General features: G+C 57.5%; 18 protein-coding genes. 11 read left to right on the top strand and 7 right to left on the bottom strand.

The window, feature by feature from the left end:
- Positions 1-59 precede the first annotated feature (59 nt).
- The 11 genes from kamA (at position 60) to ALIPUT_RS10230 (ending at position 11,459) form a co-directional block, all read left to right on the top strand.
- Positions 60-1,322: a lysine 2,3-aminomutase gene (gene kamA / locus ALIPUT_RS10280; protein WP_229034914.1), complete on the top strand. Its 1,263-nt coding sequence runs from the start codon at positions 60-62 to the stop codon at positions 1,320-1,322.
- 32 nt (positions 1,323-1,354) lie between these two features.
- A complete protein-coding gene (gene kamB / locus ALIPUT_RS10275; RefSeq protein ID WP_004329866.1) occupies positions 1,355-2,362 on the top strand; it encodes a lysine 5,6-aminomutase reactivase subunit KamB in 1,008 nt (335 codons plus the stop codon).
- Positions 2,363-2,515: 153 nt separating this feature from the next.
- Positions 2,516-3,913, top strand: coding sequence for a lysine 5,6-aminomutase reactivase ATPase KamC (gene kamC, locus ALIPUT_RS10270; protein ID WP_004329865.1), 1,398 nt, complete (start codon positions 2,516-2,518; stop codon positions 3,911-3,913).
- Between the two features lie 33 nt (positions 3,914-3,946).
- Positions 3,947-5,518, top strand: a complete 1,572-nt coding sequence (gene kamD, locus ALIPUT_RS10265; protein WP_147554456.1) for a lysine 5,6-aminomutase subunit alpha — start codon at positions 3,947-3,949, stop codon at positions 5,516-5,518.
- Positions 5,519-5,579: 61 nt separating this feature from the next.
- Positions 5,580-6,371 carry a lysine 5,6-aminomutase subunit beta gene (gene kamE / locus ALIPUT_RS10260; protein WP_004329863.1) on the top strand — a complete coding sequence of 264 codons (792 nt, stop codon included), beginning with the start codon at positions 5,580-5,582 and terminating at the stop codon, positions 6,369-6,371.
- A 72-nt stretch (positions 6,372-6,443) separates the two neighbouring features.
- Entirely contained in the window at positions 6,444-7,103 is a 660-nt protein-coding gene (locus ALIPUT_RS10255; protein WP_004329862.1) for a 3-oxoacid CoA-transferase subunit B, read from the top strand.
- Between the two features lie 7 nt (positions 7,104-7,110).
- Entirely contained in the window at positions 7,111-7,515 is a 405-nt protein-coding gene (locus ALIPUT_RS10250) for a MaoC family dehydratase (RefSeq protein WP_004329861.1), read from the top strand.
- A gap of 12 nt (positions 7,516-7,527) precedes the next feature.
- Positions 7,528-8,271, top strand: coding sequence for a 3-oxoacyl-[acyl-carrier-protein] reductase (fabG, locus tag ALIPUT_RS10245; RefSeq protein WP_004329860.1), 744 nt, complete (start codon positions 7,528-7,530; stop codon positions 8,269-8,271).
- A 26-nt stretch (positions 8,272-8,297) separates the two neighbouring features.
- Complete coding sequence (locus tag ALIPUT_RS10240) at positions 8,298-9,437, top strand: acyl-CoA dehydrogenase (RefSeq protein WP_004329859.1); 1,140 nt, start codon at positions 8,298-8,300, stop codon at positions 9,435-9,437.
- A gap of 102 nt (positions 9,438-9,539) precedes the next feature.
- Positions 9,540-10,322, top strand: a complete 783-nt coding sequence (locus ALIPUT_RS10235; protein ID WP_004329858.1) for an electron transfer flavoprotein subunit beta/FixA family protein — start codon at positions 9,540-9,542, stop codon at positions 10,320-10,322.
- Positions 10,323-10,457: 135 nt separating this feature from the next.
- The gene (locus tag ALIPUT_RS10230; RefSeq protein WP_004329857.1) at positions 10,458-11,459 is read left to right on the top strand and encodes an electron transfer flavoprotein subunit alpha/FixB family protein; all 1,002 of its coding nucleotides are present in this window, start codon (positions 10,458-10,460) and stop codon (positions 11,457-11,459) included.
- Between the two features lie 263 nt (positions 11,460-11,722).
- Here ALIPUT_RS10230 and ALIPUT_RS10225 read toward each other — a convergent pair whose 3' ends face one another.
- The 7 genes from ALIPUT_RS10225 to purC form a co-directional block, all read right to left on the bottom strand.
- Positions 11,723-12,574, bottom strand: coding sequence for a bifunctional 5,10-methylenetetrahydrofolate dehydrogenase/5,10-methenyltetrahydrofolate cyclohydrolase (locus ALIPUT_RS10225; protein WP_004329856.1), 852 nt, complete (start codon positions 12,572-12,574; stop codon positions 11,723-11,725).
- A 63-nt stretch (positions 12,575-12,637) separates the two neighbouring features.
- Positions 12,638-13,900, bottom strand: a complete 1,263-nt coding sequence (gene purD / locus ALIPUT_RS10220; protein ID WP_004329855.1) for a phosphoribosylamine--glycine ligase — start codon at positions 13,898-13,900, stop codon at positions 12,638-12,640.
- Between the two features lie 95 nt (positions 13,901-13,995).
- The gene (gene purH, locus ALIPUT_RS10215; RefSeq protein WP_004329854.1) at positions 13,996-15,525 is read right to left on the bottom strand and encodes a bifunctional phosphoribosylaminoimidazolecarboxamide formyltransferase/IMP cyclohydrolase; all 1,530 of its coding nucleotides are present in this window, start codon (positions 15,523-15,525) and stop codon (positions 13,996-13,998) included.
- Positions 15,526-15,823: 298 nt separating this feature from the next.
- Positions 15,824-16,390 carry a phosphoribosylglycinamide formyltransferase gene (gene purN / locus ALIPUT_RS10210; protein ID WP_004329853.1) on the bottom strand — a complete coding sequence of 189 codons (567 nt, stop codon included), beginning with the start codon at positions 16,388-16,390 and terminating at the stop codon, positions 15,824-15,826.
- A gap of 4 nt (positions 16,391-16,394) precedes the next feature.
- Positions 16,395-17,420: a phosphoribosylformylglycinamidine cyclo-ligase gene (gene purM, locus ALIPUT_RS10205; protein ID WP_040293807.1), complete on the bottom strand. Its 1,026-nt coding sequence runs from the start codon at positions 17,418-17,420 to the stop codon at positions 16,395-16,397.
- A gap of 111 nt (positions 17,421-17,531) precedes the next feature.
- The gene (purF, locus tag ALIPUT_RS10200) at positions 17,532-18,965 is read right to left on the bottom strand and encodes an amidophosphoribosyltransferase (RefSeq protein WP_004329851.1); all 1,434 of its coding nucleotides are present in this window, start codon (positions 18,963-18,965) and stop codon (positions 17,532-17,534) included.
- Positions 18,966-18,971: 6 nt separating this feature from the next.
- The gene (gene purC / locus ALIPUT_RS10195; protein WP_004329850.1) at positions 18,972-19,688 is read right to left on the bottom strand and encodes a phosphoribosylaminoimidazolesuccinocarboxamide synthase; all 717 of its coding nucleotides are present in this window, start codon (positions 19,686-19,688) and stop codon (positions 18,972-18,974) included.

The raw sequence follows: 19,688 nt of genomic DNA, 5'->3' as shown, positions 1-19,688 counted from the left end.
ATCGGCGAAAAAACACAAACCGCAACAACGTAACAATCGAACGAAACAAATAAAATCAAATGACACCTCTCACACCCGCAATGAGCCGCAGAAAAGAATTCTTTCCCGAAGTGACCGACCAGCAATGGAACGACTGGCACTGGCAGGTAAAAAACAGGATTGAGACCGTAGATGAGCTCAAGAAATACATCAAGCTGACCGCTGAAGAGGAGGAAGGCATCCGTGAATCGCTCAAAACGCTCCGTATGGCCATCACGCCCTACTACCTGACGCTGATCGATCCGGAAAATCCGCACTGCCCGATCCGCAAGCAGGCCATTCCTACCGTCGAGGAGCTGAAGCGCTCGCCCGCCGACCTGGAAGATCCCCTGCATGAGGACAGCGACTCGCCCGTACCGGGTCTGACGCACCGTTACCCCGACCGGGTACTGTTCCTGATTACCGACATGTGCTCGATGTACTGCCGCCACTGCACGCGCCGCCGCTTCGCCGGCCAGCACGACTGTGCAACCCCCGAGAAACAGATCGACGACTGCATCGACTACATCGCCCGTACACCGCAGGTACGCGACGTGCTGCTCTCGGGCGGCGACGCCCTGCTGGTGAGCGACGAAAAACTCGAATATATCATCAGCCGTCTGCGTGCCATTCCCCACGTGGAGATCATCCGCATCGGCTCGCGCACCCCGGTCGTGCTGCCTCAACGCATCACACCGGAATTGGTGAACATGCTCAAGAAATACCACCCGATCTGGCTGAACACCCACTTCAATCATCCGAACGAAGTGACCCCCGAATCGAAGCAGGCCTGCGCACGTCTGGCCGACGCCGGTATTCCCCTGGGCAACCAGTCGGTGTTGCTGCGCGGTGTGAACGACTGCACGCACATCATGAAAAAGCTCGTGCACGAACTGGTGAAGATGCGTGTGCGTCCCTACTATATTTATATCTGCGACCTGTCGCTGGGCATCGGACACTTCCGCACTCCGGTATCGAAAGGCATCGAAATCATCGAGAACCTCCGGGGACACACCTCGGGTTACGCCGTTCCGACATTCGTCGTGGACGCTCCGGGCGGTGGTGGCAAGATTCCTGTCATGCCGAACTATGTCATCTCGCAGGCTCCGAACCGCGTGGTACTCCGCAACTACGAAGGTGTGATCACGACCTATACGGAACCGACCGACTACAAGGACGAATGCCACTGCGAAGAGTGCGAGAAAGCACGTCGGAAGGAAGGCGTGGCCGAGTTGTTGAGCGGCGGACGTCTTTCGCTCGAGCCGTCCGAATTGAGCCGCAAGACCCGTAACCACAACCTTTAGAACGTAACGCTGCAAGACCAGCCCGCACCGGATTGGGATTCGTAACGAACATATCGGATTTCGGCAGCCTGGCCATCGTCGGCCTGGAGAAGAACACGGGTAAAACCGAATGTCTGAACTACATTCTGGGACAACTCGGCGGCCAGGCGGAGCGTTTCGCCCTGACTTCGGTCGGAATCGACGGCGAGAGCCGGGATCAGGTGTGCCAGACGGCGAAGCCCGAGATCGAGATTCCCGAGGGAATGATCTTCGTCACCTCGGAGAAACACTACCGGGAAAAACGGCTCGCGGCCGAGGTCCTCGACGTGAGTCTGGAGCGGACGGCGCTCGGGCGGCTGATAACGGCCCGCGCGAGGATGAGCGGCAAATTGCTGCTCTCCGGACCTTCGGACACGGCGGGCCTGAAAGCCCTGATCGACCGGCTCAAAGCCCGGGGCGTAGGCACGACGATCGTGGACGGCGCCCTGTCGCGGTTGAGCCTGGCTTCGCCGGCGGTCACCGAAGCGATGATCCTGGCCACGGGAGCTGCCGTCGCGGGAAATATTCCCGAACTGGTCCGCAAGACGAAATACGTTTACGAACTGATCGGAATCGAAGAGATCGAGGATGCGCTGCGTACCCGGCTCGATCCTCTGACACAGGGGGTGTGGGCCGTCAGCGGCGGCGGCGAACCGATCGACCTCGAATTACCCTCGGTGCTGATGCTCGAACGGAGCGGAGAGAACCTGTTCCGGCACGGCCGGCGGATTTACGCCACCGGCATCGTCACGGACAAGCTGTTCCAACTGCTGCGAACGCAACAACGGGAAGTGGAGTTGATCGTCCGCGACTTTACGCGGGTGTTCGCCTCGCCCGAAGCGTTTTACGCCTTCCTGCGCCGGGGACACCGGATCAGGGTGGTGCACCGCAGCCGGCTGCTGGCCGTCACGGTCAATCCGACGGCTCCGTCGGGGCTGGTACTCGACTCCCGACGGTTGTGCGAAGCGATGCAGGAGGCGTTGCAAATACCGGTTTACGACGTAAAGAAAATGCCCGAATAGAAACGAATACGGCTACACACGAACAAAATCAAGGATCTTAAAGTCCCCTCCGAGGAGGGGAGTCAGAGGAAGGTCAGACGCTCTGATACGGCCGGAGACCGTGAAATAAATACGCGAACCCGTGTAAAATTGCATCGAATAACCAGAAAACGAATGCGACTCAAAGAGGCCATACAACATACCAGCGGACTGCGCTGCGTCGTCGAAGGAATGGAGATCTGTTCCTCCGTCGGGCGGCGTATGCTCCATGAAATGACATGGCTCGGCGAGGAGTCGGCGATCACGGCGGAACACGACCGCATCGCCTCGGTGTTGCGCCTGCTCGAAACCGAAGCGGGACGCGACCGCACCGAAACGATTCGCCGCAAACTGGCCCTGCTGCGCGACATCCGCTCAACGATCGAACGCACGGGCGGCAACTGCGTATTCGACGACATCGAACTGTTCGAATTGAAGTTTTTCGCGCTGCTGGCGGAAGAGCTTCGACCACTGGCTTCGCAAGGGCATCTTGCGGAACTTCCCGAGCTGAACGGGGTCGTCGATCTGCTCGATCCGGAAGGCAACCGGCTCCCCCATTTCTTCGTCTATGACGCCTACTCGGAGGAGCTGGCGACCCTGCGCAAACAGATCAAAGCACGCAAACAGGCCGGAGCCGACGAGTCTCAAGTGCAGGAGCTCTATTTCCGCAGCGTGGAAATCGAAGACCGCATTCGGGAGAGACTCTCCGTCGAATTGCGGAAATACCACGAAGCGTTGCAACAGGCACTCGACCGGATGGGATGGCTCGATGTGGTGATCGCCAAGGCGATGCAGGCCCGCGACTGGGGCCTTACCCGTCCCGCGATAACGCAGGACACGACCTCCTTCCGAGGCTTGTTCAACCCCGAGTTGCGGATTTCGCTCGAAGCGGCCGGGAAGCGATTCCAGCCCGTGAACATCCGCCTGACGACGGGACCTACGGTAATCACCGGCGCCAACATGTCGGGCAAAACCGTGTTGCTGCACAGCGTCGAGCTGGCCCAGTACATGCTGCAATTCGGATTTTACATTGCGGCCGAAAGGGCGGAAATAGCCCTTGTGGACGAAGTGCACTGCTCCATCGGCGACGGACAGGACCAGCTCAGCGGACTCTCGTCGTTCGCGGCCGAGATGATGCGGATGGACGAACTGGCCAAAAGCGTCCGGGCAGGCAGGCGGGTGCTGGCTCTCATCGACGAACCGGCCCGCACGACCAATCCGGTCGAAGGAAGGGCGATCGTGAACGGCGTCCTCGAATTTCTGGCCGACTACGAAGTCCCTTCGCTCGTAACCACCCACTACAACGGCATCGCGGCTCCGTGCCGCAAGCTGAAGGTAAAAGGCTTCTCGGAAACGAACGCGGAGGAGAGGATCACGCTGAAAAACATCAACGATTTCATAGACTACTCACTCGAGGAGGTCACGACGGACGAAGTTCCGCACGAAGCGATCCGGATCGCCCGTATTCTGGGCATCGACCCGGAGATCCTCCGGCGAATCGAACGCAACGAAGAACTCAAAAACAACCAATGACGGCAGCCGTACGGCACAGCCTACATGAACGATATGAAAAGCAAATTAGGAATAGACTTTAACCAGGTGGAACACGCCCGGGACGTAGCGCGCAAGATCGCCAACGGGGTGCAGGATTTTGTGGAAGGTTATACGACGGTAGCCGTCGAGCGGACGCTGTGCCGTCTGATCGGCATCGACGGCGTGGATGCCAACGCGGTACCGCTGCCGAACGTGGTGGTGGAAGAGCTGCGGGAGAAAAACGTATTGGGCGAAGGCGCCCTGTTCTTCCTCGGCAACGCGATCGTCGAAACGGGACTCACGCCCCAGCAAATCGCCGAGCAGATCGCTGCCGGCAAACTCGACATCACCCGCTCGGCCGTATGTACGGCAGCCGAGCGCGAAGCGGCGCTGAAACCGTATATCGACGCCAGCATCGCCAAAATCGCAGCCAACCGCCAGCGTCGAGAAAACTACATCGCCACCATCGGCGAAGGGCCGCGCCCCTACCTCTACGTAATCGTAGCGACGGGTAACATCTACGAAGATGTCGTACAGGCACAGGCCGCAGCCCGACAGGGCGCCGACATCATCGCCGTAATCCGCACCACGGGCCAGAGCCTGCTCGACTACGTGCCCTACGGCGCGACGACCGAGGGATTCGGCGGTACGTTCGCCACCCAGGAGAACTTCCGCATCATGCGCAAGGCTCTGGACGAAGTAGGCGAAGAGGTCGGCCGCTACATCCGCTTGTGCAACTACTGCTCGGGCCTCTGCATGCCCGAGATCGCCGTAATGGGCGCACTCGAAGGTCTGGATGTGATGCTCAACGACGCCCTGTACGGCATTCTGTTCCGCGACATCAACATGCAGCGCACGCTGGTCGATCAATATATGTCGCGCGTAATCAACGGCTTCGCCGGCGTAATCATCAACACGGGCGAGGACAACTACCTCACCACAGCCGACGCGGTCGAGGAGGCTCACACGGTGCTGGCTTCCGACCTGATCAACGAACAACTGGCCCTGCTGGCCGGCCTGCCCGAGGAGCAAATGGGTCTGGGACACGCCTTCGAGATGGATCCAATGCTCGAAAACGGCTTCCTCTACGAGCTGGCGCAGGCGCAGATGACCCGCGAGATCTTCCCCAAGGCTCCGCTGAAATATATGCCGCCGACGAAGTTCATGACCGGCAACATCTTCCGGGGACATATCCAGGACGCACTGTTCAACATGGTGGGCATCTGGACTTCGCAGGGCATTCAGTTGTTAGGTATGCCGACCGAAGCCATCCACACCCCGTTCATGTCGGACCGCTACCTTTCCATCGAGAACGCCCGCTACATCTTCAACAACATGAAGAACATCGGCGACGAAGTGGAGTTCAAGGAAGGCGGACTGATCCGCAAACGTGCCAAGGAGGTGTTGGACAAAGCTACCGCACTTCTCGAACGCCTCGAAAAAGAGGGACTCTTCTCGGCGCTCGAGAAGGGAATCTTCGCCGACATCAAACGCCCCATGAACGGCGGCAAGGGTCTGGAGGGCGTGAGCAGCAAGGGCCGCAACTACTACAACCCCTTCGTGGAGATTATGAAAAACGGCAGTCGCGCCGCAGCGAAAAAATGATATTCCGATGCTGCAAGTACGACCAAACGCCTTATTTTAACTATATTAGCATATTGATTCTATGAGTGGAGGATTATATTCAACCGAAGGCAGGGATTTCGACCAGACCCTCGACCTGAAAAAGATAAAGCCCTACGGCGACACAATGAACGACGGCAAAACGCAGTTGAGTTTCACACTGCCCGTGCCCGCCGGCGACGAAGCCATCGAAGCGGCCAAACAGTTGATGAAAAAGATGGGCTTCGAGAACCCGCAGGTAGTATTCCACCGGGAGCTGACGGCCGGTTACACGTTCTTCAACTGCTACGGAAGCTGCACCCATACGGTCGATTATTCGAATATCCATGTCCCGAAAGTCGAATCGACCAAATGGGACATGGCCGAAACGGACAGCTTCATCCGCGAGCAGATCGGCCGCCCGATCGTGGTGATCGGCGCCAGCACCGGCACGGACGCCCATACGGTAGGTATCGACGCCATTATGAACATGAAAGGCTTCGCAGGCCACTACGGACTGGAGCGCTACGAGATGTTCGAAGCCCTCAACATGGGCAGCCAGGTGACCAACGAAGAGTTCATCGCCAAAGCGATCGAACTCAAGGCCGACGCCCTGCTGGTTTCGCAGACGGTGACCCAGAAGGATATCCATATCAAGAACCTCACGGAGCTGGTCGAAATGCTCGAAGCCGAAGGGCTGCGCGACAAAGTGATTCTGGCGTGCGGCGGCCCGCGCATCTCGCACGAACTGGCCAAAGAGCTGGGCTATGACGCCGGCTTCGGCATGAACACCTACGCCGACGACGTGGCGTCGTTCATCGCCCAGGAGATGGCCCGCAGAATGCACCGCAAATAGGAAACGGTCCCGGATTCCAGAACCGCCCCGTTTCAAGACAGTACGACGAACAGACAAAAACGACATAAATCTATGGAAAAGGAACAGATCAGAGAAATCATCGCCAAACGCGTGGCGATGGAACTCAAAGACGGCGACGTGGTGAACCTCGGTATCGGACTGCCGACGGCCGTCCCCGATTACCTGCCGGAAGGCGTTCAAATCTTCCTGCAGAGCGAAAACGGCCTGCTCGGTATGGGCCCGACCCCCGCACCGGGCGAGGAAGACCCCGAATTTATCAATGCCGGCGGCGGATTCGTCACGGCCCTCGAGGGCGCCTCGTGCTTCGACAGCGCCACCTCGTTCGGCATCATCCGCGGCGGTCATGTGAACGCTTCGGTACTGGGAGCCTTGCAGGTCGATGAAAAAGGCGACCTGGCCAACTGGATCATCCCGGGCAAGAAAGCCCCCGGCATGGGCGGTGCGATGGACCTGCTCACGGGTGCCGACAAGGTGATCCTGGCCATGGAACACACGGCCAAAGGCGCACCCAAAATCCTCAAGAAATGTACGCTGCCGCTGACGGCCAAAGGCTCCGTGAACATGATCGTAACCGAAATGGGCGTCATGGAGATTACCCCGGAAGGCATCGTGCTGACGGAAATCAACCCCGAATTCACCGTCGAACAGGTTCAGGCCGCTACCGAAGCGCACCTGATCGTGTCCAAGGATCTTAAACCCATGAAAAAATAGGCCCGCCATGATCAAAACAGGAGATAAATACCGTCACGAAGTGACCTATACGCAGGAAGGCGTGATCGCTTTCGCCGAAATCACGGGCGACAAAAACCCGATCCACCTCGATCCGGAATTCGCAGCCAAAACCCCGTTCGGCCGTCCCATCGTGCACGGATTCCTTTCGGCCTCCGTATTCTCGAAGGTCTTCGGAATGCTCTTCCCGGGACAGGGCACCATCTATCTCTCGCAGGAGATGTCGTTCCGTGCACCCGTCTTCGCCGGGGAGAAATATACGGCCGAATTCGAAGTAATCGACGTAAACACCGAAAAACACATCGGTACGATCAAATGCCTGCTGCTCGATGCTGCCGGCAAAGAGTGCATCACGGGCACCGCCAAACTCAAACACAACAAAGAATTCATCTAAAAAGAGATAACCATGAAAAGACTTGAGAACAGAGTCGCCATCGTCACGGGCGGCACGGCCGGTATCGGCGAAGCAACGGCACTGCGTTTCGCACGCGAAGGCGCACAGGTAGTCGTATGGGCACGTAACGAAGCCCGCGGTAAGGAAATGGAGAAAAAAGCCGCAGCCGAAGGGCTCGCCATCACCTTCGACAAGGTCGATACGAGCGATTTCGAGGCGGTAACCGCTGCGGCCAAGCGCGTCGCCGACAAGTTCGGCAAGATCGACATCCTGATCAACAATGCCGGCATCACCAACGACAGCACGCTCAAGAAAATGACCGTCGAACAGTGGCAGAACGTGATCGACGTCAATCTTTCGGGCACGTTCTACTGCTGCAAGGCCGTGTTGAACTACATGCTCGAAGCCGGCTACGGACGCATCGTCAATGCCTCGTCGGTAGTAGGGCTTTACGGCAACTTCGGCCAGACCAACTACGTGGCCACGAAAGCCGGCCTGATCGGTATGACCAAAACGATGGCCCGCGAACTGGGACGTAAGGGTATCACGGTCAATGCCGTAGCCCCGGGCTTCATCGAAACCGAAATGGTTGCCAAGATGCCTGAGAATGTACTCGACGGCATGCGGGCCAAAGTTCCCGTAGGTCGCCTGGGTCGTCCCGAGGAGATCGCCGCCGCCTATCTCTACCTCGCATCCGACGAAGCGGCCTACGTCAATGGTGCCGTTTTGAGCGTAGATGGCGGTATGACTGTTTAAAATCATTAAAAAACCATACTTATAAAATGAATTTCGAATTGACCAAAACCGAGCAGCTGTTCCGGCAAATGATCCGCGAATTTGCCGAAAACGAGGTGAAACCTCTGGCTGCCGAAATCGACGAAGAGGAACGTTTCCCTGTGGAAACCGTAGAGAAAATGGCAAAACTGGGAATCTTCGGTATTCCCTTCCCCGTCAACTACGGCGGTGCAGGCGGCAACAACATCCTTTATTCGATGGCCGTCGAAGAGCTGTCGCGCGTATGCGCCACTACGGGCGTGGTCGTATCGGCACACACGTCGCTCTGCGCCGCTCCGATTTATGAGCACGGTACCGAAGAACAGAAAATGAAATACCTGCCCAAGCTCTGCTCGGGCGAATGGCTCGGCGCTTTCGGCCTCACGGAGCCCAACGCCGGTACGGATGCTGCGGCACAGCAGACCACGGCAGTCGATGCAGGCGACCACTATATCCTGAACGGCAACAAAATCTTCATCACCAACGCCGCTTACGCACACGTTTATATCGTGATGGCGATGACCGACAAGTCGCAGGGTACGCGCGGTATCTCGGCATTCATTGTCGAGCGCGACTTCCCCGGTTTCTCGATCGGCAAGAAAGAGAAGAAGATGGGTATCCGCGGTTCGGCGACCTGCGAGCTGATTTTCGAGAACTGCATCGTTCCCAAGGAGAATCTGCTCGGCAAGGTCGGCAAGGGCTTCAGCATCGCTATGAAGACCCTCGATGGCGGCCGCGTCGGTATCGCTTCGCAAGCCCTCGGCATCGCGCAGGGGGCGATGGACGAAACCGTGAAATACGTCAAGGAGCGCAAACAGTTCGGACGGACGATCGGACAGTTCCAGAACACCCAGTTCCAACTGGCAGACCTGGATACCAAAATCGAAGCTGCCCGCCTGCTGGTACGTGCAGCAGCCTTCAAGAAAGACCAGAAGCTCCCATTCTCGGTCGATGCCGCCCGGGCCAAGCTCTTTGCAGCGGAAACCGCAATGGAAGTGACGACCAAGGCCGTGCAATTCCACGGCGGATACGGCTACACGCGCGAATACCCCGTTGAGCGCATGATGCGCGATGCCAAGATCACCGAGATTTACGAAGGTACTTCCGAAGTACAGCGGATGGTGATTTCGTCGGCACTGTTGAAATAGCGGCGGGCGACCGTGCATCCGGTTCCGGAATAAACCCCGAAGCCGGTCGTACTCCCCTCGCAAGGACACATAAAGTAAAAACAATAAAAAACAGATATTCGAATGAAAATTGTAGTTTGTATAAAACAGGTTCCCGATACGACGGAAATCCGCCTCGATCCCGTTACGGGAACGCTGATCCGCGACGGTGTGCCCAGCATCATGAACCCCGACGACAAGGCCGGACTCGAAATGGCTCTGGAGCTGAAAGACCAGTACGGCGCACACGTCACCGTTATCACGATGGGTCCTCCGCAGGCCGACGACATCCTGCGCGAAGCCTTCGCAATGGGTGCCGACCGTGCGATTCATCTGAGCGACCGCAAATTCGCCGGTGCCGATACGCTGGCGACTTCGAACGCTATCGCCGGTGCTCTCCGCATGCTGGAGTTCGACCTGGTAATTACCGGTCGTCAGGCTATCGACGGCGACACGGCCCAGGTAGGCCCGCAGATCGCCGAACACCTCGGTCTGCCGCAGGTGACCTACCTCGAAGGCATTAAATACGAAGGAGGAAACCGGCTCGTCGTCAAGAAATGGACGGAAGAGGGGTATCAGTTGCTCGAGGTGGAAACCCCGTGCGTGGTAACCGTACTCTCTTCGGCCAACCGGCCCCGTTATATGTCGGTACGCGGCATCGTGGAGGCATACGACAAGCAGGTGGAAGTCTGGGGTTTCGACAACATCTCCGTCGAAGAGTCGAAACTCGGCCTCAACGGTTCGCCGACCCGCGTCTTCAAATCCTTCACGAAGGGTGCGAAATCCGCAGGTAAGGTCTTCGAGCTGGAGCCGGCCGAAGCAGCCGATCTGATCGTCGAGAAGTTGCAAGAAAAATTCATAATCTGATCGGCCCCGGCAACTGCGAAGCTGTAAATTACCGATCGTTCATTTACAACAGTCGTTTTCTGCACCCGGCAAAAGCCGAATCCTTTCGGTCCAGCCCGCTGAAAACGTTCATAAAAAACACAGTTACTTACCAAGATGGATAAATCTCAATATAAAAACGTTTACGTGTTCGTCGAACAGCGTGACGGAGTCGTTCAGAACGTCGCTCTCGAACTTCTGGGAAAAGCCCGCGAACTGGCCGACGCACTCCATGAGCAGGTAATCGCCCTGCTGCTCGGCAAAGGAGTCAAAGACAAGGCCGACGAGCTGATCGCAGCCGGAGCCGACGTGGTCCTTTCGATCGAAGCCGACGAACTCGCCCAGTACACCACCGAGCCTTACGCACAGGCCATCACCCAGGTAATCCACGAGCGCAAGCCCAGCATTCTGCTGATCGGTGCCACCAGCATCGGCCGCGACCTCGGTCCGCGTCTTTCGGCACGCATCGGCACGGGACTTACCGCCGACTGTACCGGACTCGACATTTCGGAAGACGGCGACCTGCTGATGACGCGTCCTGCCTTCGGCGGTAACCTGATGGCAACGATCATCTGCAAGGAACATCGTCCCCAGATGTCCACGGTACGCCCCGGTGTGATGCGTGCCAAAGCGGCCGATCCGACCCGCAAAGGAAAGGTCGAGGATGTAAAAATCAATTTCGACAAATCGAAGTTCCGCGTACGGATTCTGGAAACGGTCAAGGAACAGAAGAATATGATCGACATTACGGAGGCCAAAGTACTCGTTTCGGGCGGCCGCGGTGTCGGCACGGCAGAAGGGTTCCAGACCCTGCGCGAGCTTGCCGACGTGCTCGGTGCCGAAGTATCGGCTTCGCGTGCGATGGTCGATGCAGGTATTCTCGCACACGAGCGACAGGTCGGACAGACCGGTAAAACGGTTCGTCCGGATCTCTACTTCGCCATGGGTATCTCGGGTGCGATCCAGCACCTGGCCGGTATGGAGGAGTCGGACTTCATCATCGCCGTGAACAAGGATAAATTCGCTCCGATCTTCAACGTCGCCGACGTGGGTATCGTATGCGACGTGCACAAGGTCGTTCCGATCCTGACAGAGAAACTGAAGACGATGAAAAAGTAAGTCCGGGGACTTGCTCTTCAAAATAAGGGAAGATTCGCAATGAATCCTCCCTTATTTTTTATGGCCGGTGCGAATCCTCTGAAACCCGCCCGACCAGACCTCTCCCCTCCCACATATTCACAAAAAACAGGCAGTTCAGCCCTTGTGAAACAAATAAAAAAGCAGACGCAAGGTTTTTCCTTGCGTCTGCTCCTGATATCGAGATATAATCCGCATCAAGGCAATCCGTCCTCATTCGGCACGATTGCACAGATACCCGGAATCTATTTCGCAACTTTTTTGAGGAATGCCTCGATCGTATTCTCGATCAGACAAGCGATCGTCATCGGACCTACCCCGCCGGGCACTTTCGTGATCAGCGAAGCCTTCGGCTCGCAAGCCTCGAAATCGACGTCGCCGCACAATTTCCCCGTTTCGGGATCACGATTGACACCCACGTCGATCACCACGGCACCGTCGCCCACCATATCCGCCGTAACGAACTTCGGACGGCCGATCGCCACGACCAGAATCTCCGCTTCGCGTGTCACATCCGCCAGGTTCTTCGTCCGGCTGTGAGTAATGGTCACCGTAGCATTCTCATCGAGCAACAGCTTGGCAACGGGAAGCCCCACGATCGTACTGCGGCCGATCACAACGGCTTTGCGTCCGGCCAGCTCCACGCCCGAATCCTTCAGGAGCTTCATGATACCCTTCGGCGTACAGGGCAGCACGCAGGGCTGTTTCTGCCAGAGAGCCGCCACATTGAGGGGGTGGAAGCCATCCACATCCTTCTCTTGACGAATCCGTGCGATCACCTTATCCGAATCGATATGTTTCGGCAGCGGCAGCTGGATCAAAATTCCGTCCACCGTATCGTCGGCATTGAGGTCGTCGATAATTTTCAGCAACTCCTCCTCCGAAATGTCCGCCGGCTTGCGAATCGTCGTATTCAGGATACCGACCTCGTCGGCAGCCTTCGTCTTACCCGTCACATAGGATACGCTGCCCGCATCCTCACCGACCAGCACCACTACCAAATGGGGCAGCCGGCCGTATTTCTCCGGGAATGTCTTCACCTGCTCGGCCATCTTGGCCTTGCAAGCCGCCGCTAATTCTTTTCCGCTGATTACCATATATTGTTTTGATTTTAAAGATTGCTTATCCGTCCCATCCAGGGATTCGAAGGACAAATATAACTATTTTTTCACTAAAAACGAAAGAGCCTTCATACCGATATCGGATCGATAGAAAAGATTCTCGCAACCGATTTTCCGGACCTCCTCGAGCGCCCGGCACCTGGCCTGCTCCGGGTCGGCACTCCGGCAGACGACGATCATCACCCGGCCGCCCGAGGTAACGAGCCGCCCCTCTTTTATCGCCGTGCCCATATGGTACACTACGCCGTCCACCTGCTCCGTTCCCGTAATTTCATACCCCTTCTCATAGGAGCCGGGATATCCTTTCGATGCCAGCACGATCCCCAGAGTCGCAAAGTCGTGCCACTCGGCCTCGCCCGGATCCCGTCCGTCGGCTACGGCGCTGAAAATATCGTAAATGTCGCTCTTCAGGCGGGGCAGCACCACTTCGGTTTCGGGATCGCCGAAACGGGCGTTGAACTCGATCACGCGGATTCCCTGCGGGGTCTTCATCAAACCGCCGTAAAGCACGCCCGTGAAAGGACATCCCTCGTCGCAGAGAGCGTCGGCCGTGCGCTGCATCACCTTTTCCAATGCGAAAGCCTCGTCTTCCGGAGTAATGAACGGCAGCGGGGAGTATGCTCCCATACCGCCCGTATTGGGACCTTCATCGCCGTCGAACGCCCGTTTGTGATCCTGCGCCAGCACCATCGGCAGCACCTTGCGCCCCGACACGAAACACATGAACGAAAATTCGGGTCCGGTCAGAAAATCCTCCACGACCACACGTCCCTTGCCGAACTTGTCGTCCAGCAACATGTCGCGCAACGCGGCATCGGCCTCCTCCATCGTCCGGGCGATAACGACACCCTTTCCCGCAGCCAGACCATCGTATTTCAGGACGGCGGGCAGAGGGCGCGAACGAACGTACTCCGAAGCCTTCCGGTAATCGTCGAACGCCCGGTAACCGGCCGTCGGAATACCGTACCGCCCCATCAGATCTTTTGCAAACTCCTTGCTCGACTCGATGCGGGCCGCCGCCTTCGTCGGGCCGAAAATACGAAGTCCCTCCTCACGGAAGCGATCGACGATACCGGCCACGAGCGCCGCTTCGGGTCCTACCACCGTGAGGTCGATCTCTTTTTCACGAGCAAGGGAAAGCAATCCCTCGACATCGGTATCCTTGACCGGCACACACTCGGCCTGACGAGCGATACCCGCATTGCCGGGAGCGCAATATATCTTCGAAACCTGCGGCGAACGCGACAACGCATCGACGACGGCATGTTCGCGGCCACCGCCGCCTACGACTAAAACTTTCATAACCTATCGTTTATTCCCGACCGCACTTTCCGCAAAGAGCGGCTCGGAAATCGTCCATAAAAAATAATCCGACCGACGGACACGAAATCCGCAGTTTAATGTTTGAAATGACGCATCCCGGTAAACAACATCGGAATACCCGATTCATTGGCCTTCCGGATCGAATCCTCGTCCCGGACGCTGCCTCCCGGCTGCACGATCGCCTCGACGCCGCTCGCAGCCGCCAGGCTCACGCAGTCGTCGAAGGGGAAAAAGCCGTCCGAAGCCAGTACCAGCCCTTCGGTCACACCCTGGGCATGGGCCTGCTTGAGCGCGAGTTCCGCCGAGCCGATGCGATTCATCTGCCCCGCTCCGACACCCAGCGTACGACCGTCCTTCACCACTACGATAGCGTTCGACTTCACATGCTTGACAATACGCCAGCCGAAATCGAGATCGGCGAGCTGCCTTTCCGTCGGCCGCTTCTCCGTCACGCACATATCCGCCGTCACGGGACGTGTTTCGAGGTCGAGGTCCTGCACCAGCAATCCTCCCGTCACACTCACCAACTGGCGCTGCTTCGCATCGCTCTTCTCCATCGGAACTTCGAGCAGACGCAGATTCTTCTTCGTCGAGAGCACTTCGAGGGCTTCGGGCGTAAACGAAGGGGCCATGATGATCTCCAGAAAAATCGGCTTCATCAATTCGGCCGCCTCACGGGTCACAGGTCGGTTCAGGGCGACGATACCGCCGAAAATCGACACTTTGTCGGCCTCGTAAGCCTTCGTCCAGGCATCCGCCGCATCCCGCCCCACCGCAGCACCGCAGGGATTCATATGTTTGAGTCCCACGCAGAACGGCTCATCGAACTCCCGCACGATCGCAAGGGCTGCGTTGGCATCCTGTATGTTATTGTAGGACATCTCCTTGCCATTGAGCTGCCGGGCATAGGCCAGCGAATAGGGCACCCGTTCGCCGCTGCGGTAGAACTTGGCCTGCTGGTGCGGATTCTCGCCGTAGCGGAGCGGCTGAACCAGATCGAACTCCAGGAACAACTTCTCGTCGAGCCCCGCTTTTTCACGCATGTACGTAGCGATCATCGCATCGTACTCGGCGGTATGGGTATATGCCTTGGCCGAGAGCTGCAACCGCAATCGGGGAGTCGTATTGCCGTATCCCCTAATCTCCGCAAGGATCGTGTCATAATCCGCCGGGTCGCACACTACGGTCACGTCCTTGTAGTTCTTGGCCGCACTGCGCAACATCGAAGGTCCGCCGATGTCGATATTCTCGATCGCCTCGTCCATCGTCACCCCTTCGCGGGCGATCGTCTGACGGAAGGGATAGAGATTCACGCACACCATGTCGATGAACTCGATGCCGTTCTCCCGCAACGCTTTCAGGTGGTTCGGATCGTCGCGGCGAGCCAGCAGGCCGCCGTGCACCTTGGGATGGAGCGTCTTGACACGTCCGTCGCAGATCTCCGGGAACCCCGTCACATCGCTGATGTTGATCACCTCCACGCCGCTTTCAGCCAACAGTTTCATCGTACCGCCGGTGGCGATCACCTGCCAGCCGAGCTCTCGAAGTCCGCGCGCGAACTCCACCACGCCGGTCTTATCGCTCACACTGATTAATGCTCTCATATTGCTAATTTATATAGGCAATCATATCTTTCAATATACCATTTCCGACGATCTCAACACCGAATCCGAGAGTCGCTTATTCGCGGTCCAATGACCGCATTTACCACTCCGCCTTCCCCTAATCCTTTCTCGAAAGGGACTCGGGTCGCTGCATTTCCAAAGAGGTACACTAAAGGATATGATCGCGTTAATATATACGTAGTTTTATCGTTTTCGACTCGCGGTCGCCGTTATTCACGGTATCCGACGATGTGTTTCCAGGTCCGAATCCGCACTAAACCGCGACGTTCCCGCGATCCTATTGCTCCGCAACCAACTTTGCCACCGTTTCCACATACAGCGGATGTTCGACGGCATGCACCCGGGCTTCCAGCTCTTCCGGATCGCTCCCCAGATACTCGAAAGCCCGCTGGGCGATGATCCGGCCCCCGTCGAGCTCTCCGTTCACATAGTGGATCGTCACGCCGAAGACCTTGACGCCGTAAGCAAAGGCATCGGCAATGGCATGCGCCCCCTTGAACGCAGGCAACAGCGAGGGATGAATATTGACGATCCGGTCGCGGTACGCCTCCAGCACCACATCGGAAAGGATGCGCATATACCCCGCCAGACAGATCAGCTCGACCCTTTCGGCCCGAAGCCTGCGGACGATCTCCCGTTCGTAGTCGGCTTTCGAAGGGTACTCTTTGGGGTTGAACGTAAAAGTCGGAATACCGTAACGGGCAGCCCGCTCGTTCACGAAAGCCCCCGGCTTGTCGCAGACCATGAGGGCGATGCGGGCCGCAATGCGCCCATCGGCACAAGCCGCAGCCAATGCTTCGAAGTTGGAGCCGTTTCCGCTGGCGAATACTGCGATCGTCTTCATCGCCCTATCGGATTTCCACGCCCGGACGATCCGTCGCCCGGCCGATCACCGAAGCTTTCTCGCCCTGTTTCTCCAAAATGGCAATCACTTCGGAAGCCTCATCCTGCGAAACCGCGATCACCATACCGATACCCATGTTGAAGATATTGAACATCTCGCGGTGAGCGATCTTGCCGTATTTCTCCAACAGGCGGAACACGGGCAGGATCTCCCACGTCCCCTCGTGAATCTCGATACCCTGGCCCTCGCTCAGGATGCGGGGAATATTCTCGTCGAAACCGCCGCCCGTGATATGACTGATGCCGTGCACGTTACAGGCTCGGATCACTTCGAGCACCTGTTTCACGTAAATTTTGGTCGGCGTCAGGAGCACCTCGCCCAACACACGGCCGTCCAATTCGGGATAAGCCTTGCGAAGATCCAGTCCTGCATCGGCAACCACCTTACGCACAAGGCTGAAACCGTTCGAATGGACACCGCTCGACGCGATACCCACCAACACGTCGCCCACACGCACCTTCGTACCGTCGATCAGGCGCGACTTCTCGACCACGCCGCACGTGAAGCCCGCAATATCGTACTCGCCGCCGGCATACATGCCCGGCATCTCGGCCGTTTCGCCGCCGATGAGTGCACAGCCGGCCTGACGGCAGCCTTCGGCCACACCCGCCACGATCGCTTCGATCTTCGCAGGCTCGTTGTGCCCCACGGCTACATAATCCAGGAAGAAGAGCGGCTCGGCCCCCTGCGCCAGCACGTCGTTCACGCACATAGCCACGGCGTCGATGCCGATCGTGTCGTGCTTATCCATCTCGAAAGCCAGCTTGAGCTTGGTTCCCACGCCGTCGGTACCGCTCACGAGCACCGGCTCCTTGACATTAAGCGCCGAGAGATCGAACATTCCGCCGAAGGCGCCGATGTTACCCATCACGCCCAACCGCGAGGTCGAAGCCACGTGTTTCTTGATGCGGCGCACCACTTCGTATCCGGCCTCGAGGTTCACACCGGCCTTTTCATAACTTTCCGCCATAACAATAGTTGGTTTTAGCTGTTTCCTGAATATTTCCACCCGATGTTTTCGAAATACGCATGCAGGACAGGTTCTTCCCTGACACCGCAGATCGAAAACGAAGCGGTTTGTTTAACATTTTTCTTTTTTGTTCGCCTCCTCGATCGTCCCGTAAAGCGACGTCGGATAATTGCCCGTGAAGCAGGCCATGCACAACTCGCAGCGATTGCCCGCCTTCAGCAAGGCATCGGGCGAGAGGTAAGCCAGCGAATCGGCTCCGATATACTCGCACGCCTCCGGAACCGACATGCGGGCGCACAGCAGCTCCTCGTACGTCGAAGTATCAACACCGTAAAAACAGGGATTCTTGAACGGAGGGCTGGCGATGCGGACATGAACTTCCGTGGCCCCCGCCTCACGCAACAGACGCACAATGCGCCGGGAGGTGGTACCGCGCACGATCGAATCGTCAATCAGCACCACACGCTGCCCCGAAACGATACCGCTCACCGACGAAAGTTTCATCCGCACGCCCTTCTCACGCATCGACTGCGACGGCTGGATGAAGGTGCGGCCGATGTATTTGTTCTTGATAAGTCCCATCTCGTAGGGAAGACCGCTCGCTTCGGCGTATCCCATGGCAGCGCTCAAACTCGAATCGGGCACTCCGACCACGATGTCCGCGTCTGCCGGCGCCTCCTTGTAGAGCAAGCGTCCCGACTCCTTGCGGAAGGCGTGCACGTTACGGCCCTCGATGTCGCTGTCCGGGCGGGCGAAATAGATATACTCCATCGCACACATCATATGGCGCTTGAACATCGAATAGTCGCTGCTGCGGATGCCGTGCCGATCGATCGTAACGATCTCGCCGGGCTCTACGTCACGCACGAATTCGGCACCCACCACCTCGAAAGCACAGGTTTCGCTGCTGACGACATAGCCGTCTCCCAACTTGCCGATCGAAAGGGGCCGCAGACCGTGTTTGTCACGGCAGGCATAGATGCGGTTAGCCGTCATCACCAGAAACGCGAACGCTCCTTCGAGCATATTGAGCGCCTCGATGATCGAATAGATACGGGGCCGGTTGTGGTTGCGTACCTCCTTTTTGATAAGATGGGCGAACACTTCGCTGTCCGAAGTGGACTGGAAAAGACTGCCCTTGTTCTCCAGGTAGTTGCGCAGCAGATCCGCATTGACGATATTCCCGTTGTGGGCCAATGCGAAATCACCCGTGTTATGATGGAACAGAAAAGGCTGTATATTCTCCGTCCCGCCGCCACCGGCCGTCGAATAACGGACATGACCGATGGCCATATCGCCCGCAAGGTTTGCCAGCTTGGCTTCGTTGAACACCTCCGTAACAAGTCCTTCGCCCCGAACACGCCGCATCGCCCCTTCCTTCGAAACGCTTACGATACCGCACCCTTCCTGCCCGCGATGTTGCAGGGAATGAAGGCCGTAGTAGGTCAGGTTAGCTGCGTCGGGCACTCCCACGACGCCGAAAACGCCGCACTCCTCGTGCAGCTCCCGGTCGCAGATCGGCTGCATTATGCTCTCTTTGTGCATCGGAACTTATTTGATTACTTTTTCCAGACGGGCCAGGATCTCCTCGTAAGCCTCGCGCACCTTACCCAAGTCACGACGGAAGCGATCCTTGTCGAGCTTCTCGTTGGTAGCCATATCCCACAGCCGGCAGGTATCGGGCGACACCTCGTCCGCCAGAACGATCTCGCCGTCCGACGTGCGGCCGAACTCGATCTTGAAGTCGATCAGGTTGATATTCATCTTGGCGAAAAGCTCCTTGAGCACCTCGTTGATCCGGGCGGTCATGGCATAAATCTGTTTCAACTCGTCATAGGTTACGACACCCAGCGCCACCGCATGATGATCGTTGATCAGCGGATCGCCCAGCTCGTCGTTCTTGTAACAGATGTCGAAAATCACGTTCGAAGGCTTCGTTCCCTCCTCGATACCCAGACGCTGGGCCATCGAGCCGGCGATGACGTTGCGGACGATCACCTCCAGCGGAATGATCCGCACACGGCGGCACAACTGGTCGCGGTCGTTCAGGGTCTTCACGTAGTGAGTCTTGATCCCCTGCTTGTTGAGATATTCGAAGATCAGGGTCGAGATCCGGTTGTTCAGCACGCCCTTGTTCTCGATCGTGGCCTTTTTGATGTTGTTGAACGCCGTCGCCGCATCCTTGTAGTGAATCAGGATCATATCCGGATCGTCCGTCAGGAAAACCTGTTTGGCCTTACCCTCGTAAAGCATTTCGCCTTGTTGCAT

This window comes from Alistipes putredinis DSM 17216, from assembly GCF_000154465.1.
GTDB classification, from domain to species: domain Bacteria; phylum Bacteroidota; class Bacteroidia; order Bacteroidales; family Rikenellaceae; genus Alistipes; species Alistipes putredinis.
Note: the sequence above shows the minus strand (reverse complement) of the source record. Positions and strands in the feature narration are given on the sequence as shown.